The sequence below is a fragment of the Kitasatospora sp. NPDC101157 genome (genome assembly GCF_044768255.1).
Lineage (GTDB): Bacteria > Actinomycetota > Actinomycetes > Streptomycetales > Streptomycetaceae > Kitasatospora.
This window is the reverse complement of sequence record NZ_JBIWPL010000013.1, coordinates 147,343-159,697: the sequence shown is the minus strand read 5'-3', so window position 1 is coordinate 159,697 and position 12,355 is coordinate 147,343. Positions and strand designations below refer to the sequence as shown.

Annotated in this window: 13 protein-coding genes; 7 read left to right on the top strand and 6 right to left on the bottom strand. The window is 70.7% G+C overall.

The window, feature by feature from the left end:
• The first annotated feature begins 664 nt into the window (after positions 1–664).
• From ACIRVF_RS24880 to ACIRVF_RS24865, 4 genes are all read left to right on the top strand, one after another.
• The gene (locus ACIRVF_RS24880) at positions 665–2,599 is read left to right on the top strand and encodes an ABC transporter ATP-binding protein (RefSeq protein WP_402821732.1); all 1,935 of its coding nucleotides are present in this window, start codon (positions 665–667) and stop codon (positions 2,597–2,599) included.
• Complete coding sequence (locus tag ACIRVF_RS24875; protein WP_402821729.1) at positions 2,596–3,987, top strand: NUDIX domain-containing protein; 1,392 nt, start codon at positions 2,596–2,598, stop codon at positions 3,985–3,987. Before ACIRVF_RS24880 ends, ACIRVF_RS24875 begins: the two co-directional genes overlap by 4 nt.
• Positions 3,984–4,112, top strand: a complete 129-nt coding sequence (locus ACIRVF_RS24870) for a hypothetical protein (RefSeq protein WP_402821726.1) — start codon at positions 3,984–3,986, stop codon at positions 4,110–4,112. Before ACIRVF_RS24875 ends, ACIRVF_RS24870 begins: the two co-directional genes overlap by 4 nt.
• A 91-nt stretch (positions 4,113–4,203) precedes the next feature.
• A complete protein-coding gene (locus ACIRVF_RS24865) occupies positions 4,204–4,998 on the top strand; it encodes a hypothetical protein (protein ID WP_402821723.1) in 795 nt (264 codons plus the stop codon).
• Positions 4,999–5,117: 119 nt separating this feature from the next.
• Here the strand turns inward: ACIRVF_RS24865 and ACIRVF_RS24860 are convergent, their stop codons facing one another.
• Genes ACIRVF_RS24860 through ACIRVF_RS24845 form a run of 4 tightly spaced genes read right to left on the bottom strand, consistent with a single transcriptional unit; the run spans position 5,118 to position 8,174 of the window.
• On the bottom strand, positions 5,118–5,492 hold the full coding sequence (locus ACIRVF_RS24860) for an NUDIX hydrolase (protein ID WP_402821720.1): 375 nt from the start codon (positions 5,490–5,492) through the stop codon (positions 5,118–5,120).
• A gap of 2 nt (positions 5,493–5,494) precedes the next feature.
• Complete coding sequence (locus ACIRVF_RS24855; protein WP_402821717.1) at positions 5,495–5,935, bottom strand: NUDIX domain-containing protein; 441 nt, start codon at positions 5,933–5,935, stop codon at positions 5,495–5,497.
• Positions 5,932–7,185, bottom strand: coding sequence for a DegT/DnrJ/EryC1/StrS family aminotransferase (locus ACIRVF_RS24850; RefSeq protein WP_402821714.1), 1,254 nt, complete (start codon positions 7,183–7,185; stop codon positions 5,932–5,934). The genes ACIRVF_RS24855 and ACIRVF_RS24850 overlap by 4 nt, the downstream gene beginning before the upstream one ends.
• On the bottom strand, positions 7,182–8,174 hold the full coding sequence (locus ACIRVF_RS24845) for a Gfo/Idh/MocA family protein (RefSeq protein WP_402821711.1): 993 nt from the start codon (positions 8,172–8,174) through the stop codon (positions 7,182–7,184). The genes ACIRVF_RS24850 and ACIRVF_RS24845 overlap by 4 nt, the downstream gene beginning before the upstream one ends.
• Before the next feature lie 156 nt (positions 8,175–8,330).
• On the opposite strand from ACIRVF_RS24845, the gene ACIRVF_RS24840 reads away from it, so the two are divergent.
• Positions 8,331–9,647 carry a helix-turn-helix transcriptional regulator gene (locus ACIRVF_RS24840; RefSeq protein ID WP_402821708.1) on the top strand — a complete coding sequence of 439 codons (1,317 nt, stop codon included), beginning with the start codon at positions 8,331–8,333 and terminating at the stop codon, positions 9,645–9,647.
• A 136-nt stretch (positions 9,648–9,783) separates the two neighbouring features.
• On the opposite strand, the gene ACIRVF_RS24835 is transcribed toward ACIRVF_RS24840, so the two are convergent.
• The gene (locus ACIRVF_RS24835; RefSeq protein ID WP_402821705.1) at positions 9,784–9,996 is read right to left on the bottom strand and encodes a hypothetical protein; all 213 of its coding nucleotides are present in this window, start codon (positions 9,994–9,996) and stop codon (positions 9,784–9,786) included.
• Positions 9,997–10,280: 284 nt separating this feature from the next.
• Between ACIRVF_RS24835 and ACIRVF_RS24830 the strand changes: the two genes are divergently transcribed.
• Entirely contained in the window at positions 10,281–11,012 is a 732-nt protein-coding gene (locus ACIRVF_RS24830; RefSeq protein ID WP_402821702.1) for a hypothetical protein, read from the top strand.
• 203 nt (positions 11,013–11,215) lie between these two features.
• On the opposite strand, the gene ACIRVF_RS24825 is transcribed toward ACIRVF_RS24830, so the two are convergent.
• The gene (locus tag ACIRVF_RS24825) at positions 11,216–11,362 is read right to left on the bottom strand and encodes a hypothetical protein (RefSeq protein ID WP_402821699.1); all 147 of its coding nucleotides are present in this window, start codon (positions 11,360–11,362) and stop codon (positions 11,216–11,218) included.
• A 494-nt stretch (positions 11,363–11,856) separates the two neighbouring features.
• Here ACIRVF_RS24825 and ACIRVF_RS24820 point away from each other — a divergent pair, with 494 nt between their 5' ends.
• Complete coding sequence (locus ACIRVF_RS24820; RefSeq protein WP_402821696.1) at positions 11,857–12,093, top strand: hypothetical protein; 237 nt, start codon at positions 11,857–11,859, stop codon at positions 12,091–12,093.
• Positions 12,094–12,355: the final 262 nt, after the last annotated feature.

The following is a 12,355-nucleotide window of genomic DNA, read 5'->3' as shown; positions in this document are numbered from 1 at the left end:
GCCTCCCGGCGCGCCGTCCCCCCCCGCCCCGGGGGCGCGCCCCCCCGCGGGGTGGGGGGGGCGGTGGTCGGGGTCGTGCGCGCCCCCGCCAGCACCCCCCCCCCGGGCCCGGACAGGTCCGCCGCACGAAACCTGATCGGGCAGCTGTCCAACCGATCGGGTGAAACCGGTGATGGCCGTGTGAAGCGCGATCTTCCGGCCCACCACGGCGTCCGCGACCGCATCCTCCCGCTCCGGAGGACCGTGATCGAACAGGCTCTCGCCGCCTGCGCACTGGGTTCCGGTGCCTCCGTCGCGTTCGTGCGCGACCGACCGGAGGAGGCCCGGCCCGTATCCGGTAGGTAATCGAAAAGTCACCATTCGACCCGGGCTCGCCCGGAGGTAATCCGCTTGAACGGCGCGCTCGAACAGCACCATCATCGGACGCCATCGGCCGTGCGGAAACCGTCAACTCGCCCTGCGTTAAGCCGACTTGTGCTGTCCCGTCGGCTGCTCCGGCACTCCGGCGCTTCCGCGCGGCCACGGAGCACTCTGCGTCTGGAGGATCTGTGGCCTGTCCCCCCGCCCCCGCCGCCCCGGCGACCCACGTCCCACCCGCCCCGCGCACCTTTGCGGCACGCACCTTTGCGGCACGCACCTCTGCCGCACACGAGGGGGCGCACGCATGAGCGCCACCACGACCACGGCACCGGCCGACTCCCCCGACGAGGAACTCCAGTGGCTCGCCGACGGGCGCCGCATCGAGGCGATCGAGGCGATCAGCGTCAGCGCGATGGCCCGCCGCCTGCCCGCGCTCGTCGTCCGCGCCTTCCGCCTCGGCTGGCGCATCGACCGCGGCTCCGTCGCGCTGCTGCTGACCTGCCAGGCGGTGTCCGCGGCGCTCGGTGCGGCGGGCCTGTTCGCGACGACCGGCACGATCTCGGCGCTGTTCGGCCCGGGCCGGCTCGACGACAAGCTCGCCCACGCCGCGCCGTCGATCCTCGTGATCGCGGCCGCGGCCGGCGCCCGCTCCCTGCTGGGCATCACGATCCGGACCGTCACCATCCACCTGTCGCCCCGCATCTCCCGGGAGGCGGAGGCCGCGGTGCTGCGCGCCACCGTGGCGGCCGAGCTGACCGCCTACGACCACGCCGGCTACAACGACGAGCTGGAGGCCGCCGACCGCGGCGCCGAGGTCTGCGTGGACATCGTCGGGGAGGCGCAGAACCTGCTCGCCGCCCTCGCCTCGCTCGTCGGCGCGGCCGGTGTGCTGACCGTGCTCCACCCCGCCCTGCTGCCCCTGCTGGTACTGGCGGCGCTGCCGCAGGGGATCGCGTCGGTGCACGCCGCCCGGGTGCAGTTCCTGGCGAACCGAGCGGCGATCGGCGACCGCCGGATCATGGCGAACCTGCGCTGGTACATCCACCTCAAGCGCAACGCCGACCAGGTCCGCTCCGACACCATGGGCGAGTTCCTGCTCGCCAAGTACGACCAGGTCGGCCGGCGCCTGGACGCCACCTCGCGGCGGGCGGCGAGGCAGAGCGCCCGGGTGTCGGTGCTCGGGGCCGCCGCGTCCGGCCTCGGCACCGCGGTGGTGTGGGGCGCGATGCTGTGGCTGGTCAGCACCGGCCGGATGAGCCTGCCGCGCGGCGGCGCCGCGGTGTTCGCCCTGACCGCGGTCAGCACCAGCCTGCACGGCATCGTCGGCTACGGCGCGGACCTCTTCCGCACCGGCATGTACCTGGACGACTGGTCGAGCTTCCTCGACACCGCCGGCGGCCACCGCCCCCGGCGCGGCACCGATACGCCCGAGCCCCCGCACCGGATCGCCGTCGAGAACCTCGGCTACGCCTACCCCGCCTCCGACCGCAAGGCGCTGGACGGGGTCAGCCTGCACGTCGAACGCGGTGAGATCCTCGCCCTGGTCGGGGAGAACGGATCCGGCAAGACCACCCTCTCCAAGCTCCTGGCGGGGCTCTACCTGCCCGACACCGGATCGGTGCGCTGGGACGGCCGCGACACCCGCGACCTGGACCCGCACGCGCTGTGGCGCCAGGTCGCCGTGGTCCCGCAGGACTACGCGCGCTGGCCGCTGACCTGCCGCGAGAACATCACCCTGGGCCAGCCCACCGCCGAGGGCGACGCGGCCGTGCTGCGCGCCGCCGACGCCTCCGGGGCGGCCGATGTCGTCGCCAAGCTCCGCCGGGGCCTGTCCACCCTGCTGGCGGTGGAGTGGATGGGCGGCGAGGAACTGTCCGGCGGCCAGTGGCAACGCCTGGCCATCGCCCGGGCGTTCCACCGCGAGGCCGGCCTCCTCGTCCTCGACGAGCCCACCGCCGCCCTCGACCCGCGCGCCGAGCACCGCATCTTCCAGAACCTGCGCGCCGTCGCCCGCGAGCGGGCCGTCGTCCTGGTGACCCACCGGCTCACCAACGTGGCCGTCGCCGACCGGATCGTAGTCCTGGAGGACGGCCGGGTCCTCCAGGAAGGCACCTTCGCCGAGCTGGTGGCCGACGAGGGCGGCCGGTTCAGGGAACTGTGGGACCTCCAGAACGAGCGCACCGGCCTCCCCTCCCAGCGGACCGTACCGGTCCGGGAGAACAAGGAGCCCCTCCAGTGATCGACTTCGACGTACTGACCGGGCCGGCCCTCCGCGGGGGTATCGAGCGGATCGGCGTAGGCGTGATCGTCCGCAACGCCTCCGGCCGCATCCTGATGATCCGCCGGGCCGCGCACGACGTCCTGCCCGGCCTGTGGGAGTACCCGGACGGAGGACGGGAGAACGGAGAGCCCGTACCGGCGGCCGCGGCGCGCGAGCTGGCCGAGAAGACCGGGCTCACCGGGCTGTCGCTGGAGTACGCGCGGCACCTGGACCTCGTCGACCAGCACGGCTCGCGGGTACGGCAGTTCGTCTTCACCACCGCCGTCCCGGACGACACCCCGGTCGTCCTCTCACCGGACCACGACGGCCACCAGTGGGCGGCCACCGACCAGTTGCCGCCGACGAGCGACGGCCGGCGCGAGGTGATCGAGTGGCTCACCGACCGCCTGACGAACCCGGGCTGGCGCCCCGTCGGCGGCTACCTGACCACCATCGCCCGCCCCACCGCCTACGGCTGCCTCCTCGTCACCGACCCCGCCGGCCGCGTCCTCGGAATGCGCTCGACCGTCGATCCGGGCGTGTGGAACATGCCCGGCGGCAACGTGGAACACGGCGAGAGCCCCTTCGACGCCGCGCTGCGCGAGGCCCGGGAAGAGCTGGGCCTCGACCTGGCCGCGGAGAACCCGCAGGTGCTCCGGCGACGCCTGGTCGCCGTGATCCACACGCAGGCCGACGCCGACTACCCGGTCCCGGTCGCCGGCTACGTCTTCGACGGCGGCACGCTGACCGCGGAGCAGCAGGCCCGGATCCGGCTCGACCCGGCCGAGCACACCGAGTTCCGGTTCGAGACGGCCCACGACTGGCGCCACCACATGAGCCTCCCCCACTACCAGCGGCTCCGGCAGGTGCTGCGCGCTTACCGCTCCGGTGTCCCGCTCTACCTGGAGCGCCCCGCCCCGGACGGTGACGACTTCGAGGGCGTCCTGGTCTTCGTCACCGACCACGCGGGCCGACTGCTGATGCACCGCCGCGAAGACGGACCGGGTATGCCCTGGCCCGGCCACTGGACTCCGATCGGCGGCTGGCGCGAGGCCGACGAGAGCGCCCGGGACAGCGCGGTGCGCGAGGTCCGCGAGGAGGCCGGCATCGAGATCACCGGGCTGCGACGCCTCCCCGACCCGCACCTCGATCTCGGCCTTCCGCTCACCCGCGTCCTGCACGCCGTCTGGGACGGAGACGAGAGCGACCTGCGGCTCGGTGACGAGGGCCTGGCCGTGCGTCTGGTCCCCTTCGACGAGGTGCTCGGCCTCAAGGTCCCGCCGTACATGCACCACTACCTGCCGCTGCTCGCCGCCGCGGCCGGTCGGGCCGGTCAGCCCGACCGGCCAACGGGGAGTTCCTCGTGACGGACCCGTTGATGCTGGTCGTCGGGGTTCACCTCCTCCTTGCCGACGGCGGCGCGGTGCTCCTCGGCCGGCGCCGCAATACCAGCTACGCCGCCGGCCTGTGGCACCTGCCCGCCGTTCACTAGGCAAGCCATGTGTCGTGATTGAAGTTGTCGGCTTTGCGTTCCACAGCGTATCCGGCTCTACCTTCGAGAAGGGTTGAGATCAGTCTTGAACGTGGACACTTCGAGCGATGCGCCCGTGTTGGGCGATGTGCTGCTCGGCTTCTGGTCGGCTCGGGACCGCTTCCTGGAGGCGGGCTTGGCGACCAACCGCAGCGACCCGATCGGCGGCCTTGCGGAGTCTCTTGCCGCTGCAGCGTTTTGGCCGAGTGCCTCGGTGCGGGCGGCCTACGAGAGGGCACGCGGCGTCCGCACTGGGATCGACCGCTCAGGCGAGTTCGGGCCGGCGCTGGGCTCCATGCCGGTGGCGGGGAACGGTCGTAGGAACTCACTGGCTGTCGACCTTGCGGTGCCCTGGCGGTCCTTGGTGGAGCGGGTGCCGACGTTGGCGTACTTCGCGCGCCAGCGCCAGGGCGAGCGGTGGGCATGGGATGTGGCTTCAGGCGGGGCGTACGGCATCGGATCCGACGGGCCGCCTCAGAACCAATACGCGGGGCTGGCCCGACTGCAGGTCAAGGCCCGTTTCGCACCTGATGCGCCGAGCCACGGCCCGTTGGATGCGGTGCCCTTCGAGCTGGTGCGCGACGGTCCGGTGCCCGCGAATGACCTGTACGTGCTGGTGATGTTCGCCCGGATCGACGAGGAGTACCGCGACCTGAGAGCGCATAACTTCGTCTGGACGGCGGTGATCGTCACGAACGAGTGCCTGCGTGCTCTGGACCACGGTGTCTCCTCGGCAAAGCTCGACTGGAAGGAGATCCACTCCTGGTGGGGTGAGGGGAGATCGTTGCCGGCTGGCGTCCACGACGTGACCGGACTTCTGAGGTCCGTTCCGATTCCGGGCTGGTAGGTGTGTGGGTCCGTCCAGCCGCATCCGGGCGTTCACCAGGGCTCGGGGGCACTCCGGGACGTAAGCGCCAGCCGCCGGGCGACGAGAGGCGGAGGTCGGGCCGTGTCGACCGGACGCGGTCAGACCTGGACCAGGCGGAGCGATCGTGTTCTGTCTGGTTGATCCGGACTGGCCAGTGACCGGGCGCTTCCTCGGCCGCGAAGAAGAACCCCCTGCTGGCGGCTTGGGTTCTCGCGGGCTGGGTAGTCCAGGTGACCGATGTACAGCGCGCTGGCGATGGCCAGCCCGGCCTCCTCCTGGACCTCACGCGCGAGAGCTTCGGCGAGAGATTCGCCGGTCTCGACGCCGCCGCCGGGCGGTTCCCAGCGGCCGGCCCAGGAGTCCGACGCCGCGCGTCGGAGCATCAGGAGCCGGCCGTGGCGGACGATGAGTGCACCCACGCAGAAGGCGTCGTATCCGTCTACGCGGGCCTGGTCGATGAGCTCACGGTGCACGATCAGCGGGTGACGAGTTCCCGTACGGCGTCGCTGACGGCGGGGATCTCGTCGGGTCCGGCCCACTCGTGCGCGTCGTGCTCGGTGAGGGTGACCGGGCCGGTCCGGGTGACGGTGACCTCGAAGGTCAGCTGACGGGTGAGGGCCCCGCTGCCGGAGGTGTAGTCGAAGTGCCCGAGGTACTTCTCGACCGCGGCGATCCGCAGGCCGGTCTCCTCGTCGACCTCCCTCAGCAGGGCCTGCTCGATGCCCTCACCCTTCTCGACCTTGCCCGACGGCAGCTCCCACAGGCCGGCCATGAACTCGCCGGCCGGGCGCCGCAGGAACAGCATGCGGTCGCCGTCGGTGATCACGGCGGCCACGACGAACCGTTCCACCCGGTCCGTCTCCGCGGCGGCGCGGATGGTGTCCTCGAACGTGGGGTCGGCGAAGGGAGAGTTCATAGCAGCTCCTTGTGGTGGTCGCTCACCTTGATGGCCGCGCGGATGTACTGCTCGGCCAGCGGACGATCCTGTTCACGATGCCAGACCGGGAGCTTGATCGTGTGCGCGTGGGTGTGCTCGGCGACCGGGAAGTCCCCTGCCTGGTAGCGGCGGTGGGCGTGCGGGTGGCCGGGGAACAGCATGGCCGGGCTCTGGTACAGCGGCAACTGGTTCATGGGGCAGGTGGAGCCCGGCCGGTCGAACTCGACCGCGCCCTCGGCGACCAGGGCCTGGTGGAACCGCTCGACGCCGAGGCCACCGAGCTCCTGGGGGCGGTAGGTGAGCGTCAACCCGTACCAGGACGGGACCACTCCTTCGGGCATCGGGATGACCTCCAGCCCGGGGATCCGGGCGAACTCCTCGGTCAGGTAGCGGGCGATCTCCGCCCGTCCGGCGAGGTAGCCGTCGAGGCGGCCGAGCTGGTCGTGCGCGATGGCGGCGGCCAGCGGGTGGATGCGGAGCTTGAGGCCGGACCCGGTGACCGCGTACTTCGCGAGCGGGTGCTTGGCCGGGATCTCGGACTTGGCTCGCTTGTTGTAGTGGCCGAACGTCAGGAGCCGGTAGTACGTGTCGTCGTCGTCCGTAAGGACGAACCCGCCCTCGCCGCCGGACAGCGGCTTGGGGCCGTTGAGCGAGAACGCGCCGGCCAGGCCGAAGGTGCCGACCTTCTTGCCGCCGTGGGAGGCGCCGTGGGCGTGGGAGCCGTCCTCCAGCAGGAGGAGGTTGTGCGTCGTGGCGATGGCCTGGATGGCGAGCATCGCGGCCGGCCTGCCCCACAGGTGGGTGACCATGATGGCGCGGGTGCGTGGAGTGATCGCGTCCTCGATCGCGGTGGGGTCGATGTTGCCGTCCGGGCCAGTCTCGACCAGGACCGGCACCGCCCGCAGGTGGAACAGTGGCGAGGCTGTGGCGTGGAACGTCCAGGCGGGGACGATCACCTCGTCCCCGGCCTTGATCCTGGCGGCGTCGTAGGTGGCGTGCAGGGCCGCGGTGCCGGAGCTGAAGGTGACCGCGTGCCGGACGCCGAAGTAGTCCTGGAGGGCGTCCTCCAAGTCGGCGACGACGCCCGAGCGGCCGGGGATGGAGATGGCCGAGCGGAGCTGGGCGATGACCTTGCCCTCGGTGGTGTCGTCCATCGGCGGCCACTCGAAGTGCGTGCCGCCGGCGGTCACCGCGGGCTCGCCGCCCAGCAGGGCGAGGTTGTTCGTCACAGCATCTCCTTGGGGTCGATGTAGCGGCCGGCGGCCTTGGATTCGTAGCAGGACGCGATGAAGGCCATGTGGCCCAGGTGCTGTTCGGGCCCGGCGGTGTTGGGGCGTTCGCCGTCCAGGACCCGGCAGAAGTAGTCGATCTGGGCGGTGGCCGCGTTGGCCGGGGCTTGCGGGCGCGACAGCTCGTCGACGACCTTGCCGTGCACATCGAGGCGCTGGACCTGGCCCTTCGTCAGCAGGACGGAGCCCCGGGTGCCGACCACGTGCAGTTTCTCGGTCTTCGGGGCCATCCAGCGGGACAGGAGCACGGTGCCGTACAGGTCGTTGTCGTAGCCGAGCTGGATGACGGCGGTGTCCTCGGCGTCGTACCCGCCGTCGGGCAGCGCGGCGGTCGAGAAGTCGGCCATGATCCGGTTGGGCATCCCGAAGTACCACAGCAGCAGGTCGACGATGTGGTAGCCCATGTCGATGATGCAGCCGCCGCCGGCCTGGCTGACGTCTCCGCGCCAGCCCGCGCCGGGGTCGTCGGTGTGGAAGGTGTACTGGCCGTCGATGAGGAACGGGGTGCCGATCTGGTCCAGGAGCTGGACCACCGACGCGTGGAGGGGGTTGAAGCGCCGTTGGAGCGTGACCATCAGCTCCACCTGGGCCTGCTGGCAGATCGAGGCGAGCTCGCGCGCCTCCGGCAGGGAGGTGGCGAACGGCTTCTCCTTGAGGACGTGCACGCCTCGGACGGCGCACTCCTCGATCACGGCCCGGCCTGCGTGGTGCGGGACCGCGACGATGACGAAGTCCGGCGCCACGTTGTCCAGCAGGTCGGCGGTCTGGGTGAAGCCCGGGACGTTGTGCGTGGCCTGCTGGGCCCGCAGGGTGTCCGGGTCGTTGTCGCAGACCGCGACCAACTCGGCCCGGTTGGAGGCGAGCAGGCCGGGAAGGTGGTCTTCGAGTGCCTGGTGTCCGAGGCCGATGACCGCCGCTCGTCGTTTCATGGGCTGACTCCTTCCGCTTCGTGAGGGAACTTGTCGATGCATGTCGAGTACAGCGCCAACTCCACTTTCCTGGACAGGCATTGTCTGTAGTCCCGGGGTTGTCCCGCACTCGCGCGCAGTAGGCTGCCTGTCACTGTCGATGATGGAATTGGCCCCGTGGACGACCCGATCCGGCACCCCCTCGCCTACGCCCGTGAACTGCGCGGGTGGTCACAGAGCGACCTCGTCGTGTTCCTCGACCGGGCCGCCCGCAAGCACGGGCTCCGCTCCGGCGCGGACAAGACGGCCGTCAGCCGGTGGGAGAACTGGCGCAAGCAGCCGAACCTGGACTCCCAGATCCTGATCGCGGAAGCCTTCGACGTTCCGATCGCCGACATGGAGCTGTTCGGGTGGCCCGATTGGCTGCCCGGCCGCGAGGTTCCCCTGCCACTGGGATCGGCGTACACCGTCCAAGCACTTCGAGATGCACAGAGAGCCGCCATGGACCGCCGCAGCTTCATGACCTTCAGCGCCGTCTCGCTGGCCGGCCTCGCCGCCCAGTGGGCCGCGATCGAGCCCGATCGCCTGACTTCCGCCCTCGACGGCAGGACGGCCGTGGACCCCGGGCTCGTGGATTGGCTGGAGGAAACCAGCGCGAAGCTGACGACGCTGCCCACCGAACAGCGCCAGCACACGATCAAGCTGATGGACGCTCATCTCGCCACCGTCACCGACCTGATCGAGGGCGGGGGCCACGCCGAGCCCGTCGCCAAGCGGCTGCACCTCCTGGCCGCGTCACTGGCCACCACCTGCGGCTGGTATCGCTTCGACCAGGGCAAGCACTTCGCCGCGGGGAAGCTCTGGGCAGGGGCCTTGCAAGCCGCCAACGCCGCAGGTGACCGAGACTTCGGCGCCGGTGTGCTCTCCGACTTCGCCTACCAGTCGAACTGGATCGGCCAGCCGAACATCTCCGTGGACCAGCTCGGCCACGCGCTGTCCGGTACCAAGCACCCCACCGCCCGGTCGCTGCTGTTCCTCCGGCGGGCCAGGGCCTACGCCGCGCTCGGCGAACGCTCCGCGTGCTACCGCGACCTGTCCGACGCCGAGACCGCACTGTCGACGCGGGCCAGCGACCCCGCGCCAGGCTGGTGCGCGTGGATGAGCCCCGCGGACCTCGCGGTCGACTCCGGCCAGTGCCTGCTCGATCTCGGCCGGGCCGACGAGGCGCACGTCAGGATGGCCGAGGGCCTGTCCCTCCTGCCCAAGGCCCGGGACAAGACGCGTGGCATCTTCCTCACCTACCAGGCCAAGGGCTTCCTGCAGTCCAACGACGTCGAGCAGGCTCTCGCCGTCACCACCGAATCCCTCGATCTGGCCACCCGCATCGGCGCCGAGCGGTGCGTCACCCTGGTCCGCGAACTCGTGCCGGCGTTCAAGCCGTACCGCCAGGTTGACGGCGTCGCCGATCTCATCGAGCGCGTCCGGGCTGCGTGACGGACGCTCGGATCAGAGTCGCGGTGATCAGCGGCCCGGAGAGGATGATCCCAGCCGCCGTCGTCAGGACATTGCCAAGCACCGGGCTGCGAGGCCCGGCCCCATACGGGTCGCGGGGCCGGGCTTCGCGCCGCTGTCAGTGAGAAGGGCTGGATGTGCTCGCAGGGGCGCACGTCTTGGGGGTGGCGTCGTGGTGGTGTCCGGCGAGCCAGAGCCCGGCGAGGAGTCCGGCGATCGCCAGGACCTTGTGCCGGTTCTGCTTCCACCATGACGGTGATCCGGCTGCCATGAAGCGCAGTTGCGTGAACTCAGGATGCTCGCGGGGCGGCGTGTCCTTGAACAAACCCATCTCTGGTGAACCTCCTCTCCTCCTTGGGAGGTTCATGACCATACGGCGCTCTGCGCCTTGATCGCAGACATTTAATCCCGTCTCACCGTCCCCGAAGGGCCGGTTCGGAAGGGTAGCCGGGCCACGCCAGCGGCGGCGCCGAGTTCCGCCGTGGCCTGCTCCAGTTCGAGCGACAGTTCGGCGATGATCCGGCGTACTGTTCCTTTTCCGCCGACTGTCGTATTCGTCGAACCACGCCACGAAGCGGCAGGATCCAGTCGTCTCGGATCCGGGCTGGGAGCGGCGTGGAATCCGTCGCCCAGCTCGACCACACCGATCACCTGGAGAACACCGGCCGGCTGCTGCCATCGATGTCAGCAGCGGGTACTAACGTCCACAGCATGGGCTTCACCAGTGTCTGGGCGATCAGCAGCCACCCCGACTCGTTCATCTCCGAGCTGTCTCCCCGTGTACTGCCCGCGATGGAGGCGGACCGGTCCCAGCCTCTCGCGCAACAACGGTGGTCGCTGTGGCAGCAGGCCCCGTTGCCTGATTACCGTACGTGGTACAGAAGTCCAGAATTCACGGCGGCGGACGGTGCCGCGGTGGAGTCGTTCCGGGAACTCATGGCGCCGGGGCCGCACGTTGACGACCTGAGCTCAGGCCTGGTCGATCCGGACTTCTCCGTGATCGATGACGTGTGGGCGGACCTGCCGGCGGAGGGAATGTTCGTCTCCGTCAATTCCAAGGACTACGCGGTCGCATCCTTCTTCCATGCCATCGGCCCGGCCCGTGCAGCTCTCCTACCGGGTTGGTGCGGCAACTTCCTCCTCACCTCCGCCCAGGTCCGCCGGACCCTGCCATGCGTGGAGCGCGCTCTCACCTTCACCCAGGACGAACGCGCCGCTGCGGACGCCCAGGACTGGCTGTACTACTCGCCCACGGACGAGTGCGTCCTCGACGGCCCCTTGCGCATCTGGCGCGCCGCCGCCGACGACGGGCTCGGCCTGTGCGGGCTGGCCGTACACGTTTCCTGATCCGCTTCCGTACCGACCCGTCCGCTTCGCAGTCGCCGACACCGTCCGTCCAGGCTTCGCCAGTCGGTCGTGCGGCCGGGCCTCTACCGATCGGGGAGCAGCACGTCGCGCAGTCCCTCGGCGAAAACGGGGTGCACGTGCCGGTCGGTGCCGCACGCGGCGGAAGGCGCCGGTGGATCCGCGCAGGTTCCGGCCGTTCGCCCTCAACGCCACTGCGGCGCACTCGCCTCGGCCCTGGACGACCTGGAGCTGATCTGCTGGGCCCGGGGCGGGAGCCGGTCGTCGTACGAGCGGGCCCGCTCCGGCGTCCAGCGGTCGTCGGGCACCGTGGTCACGACGTGCCGAGGCATGGTGGCCTCTGTACCGGTTCGACCGGCGCGGGAGTGCGCTCAAGGGTGTGTGTCGCATCGAGGGTGCGGTCCGCAGCGCGCTGCGGACCGCACCCTCACTCGACTCGCCGGGGGGATCGATCGCGAGGCCGCGCTGCCCGCCTTTGTCCTCGCCGACATCATCGCTACCAGCGTCAGCGACGCGATCCGCTGGACGGCCCTCGCCGAGGGCGACTGGACCGACTACATCACCAGCCGACGGAGCAACAGCCGAGGTGCCCCCAGATACGGTCGGCTACTGCAGTCGGTCGGCTGGGCTGCGCGAACCCGTCCGAATGGTTCTGACGGCAAGGACTGGATTGAGAGGCTCTACGAGTTCCTTGGTAGCGACGGCCACGAGATGCGCCGGGACATCATCGTTCAGCAAAGCGCGCGTACCGCCAGGGCCGTACGGAAGGGCCAGGTGCCCATCGGGCACAGGAATACGACGGCTTCGGAACAAGTGTTCTGCGCCCGTGGTCGAGCACCTTCAACGCGACTGCGTTCAGGTCCGGGGCGACGAAGCCGGACGGATCGTGCGCCGCTGGCTTCACAGCCGGGGCTGCGCCGAGGCCACCTGGGTGGTCAGCGCGCCCGCCCAGGGGGCCGTCGACGTCCTGGAGCGTCTCCTGCCTGCGCAGATCCTCGCCCTTTGGGACCGCCCTCTGATCACCGAGACCGTTGTCAACGGTGACCTCGGCCCCTCGTCATAGCCCCGTCTGACGAGCGAAAGGCCATTGGCCCCTCGCGGTCGTGTGGGGGACCGATGGCGTTCCTGCACAGCGGCAGCCGGTCAGTTGACCGGTCACATTGCGCGCTGGGAGCGACCGGGAATCGGGGACGGACGAGCGCGCGGCGAGCGGGCTGTCGGCATCTTTCGGGGCGTTGGGGGTGTTGGGGGGGCCCCACAACCCCCCCCCCGGGGGGGTGCGCTTGCGCCCCCGGGGGGGGGGGGGGTGGGTGGGGGGGGCGGGG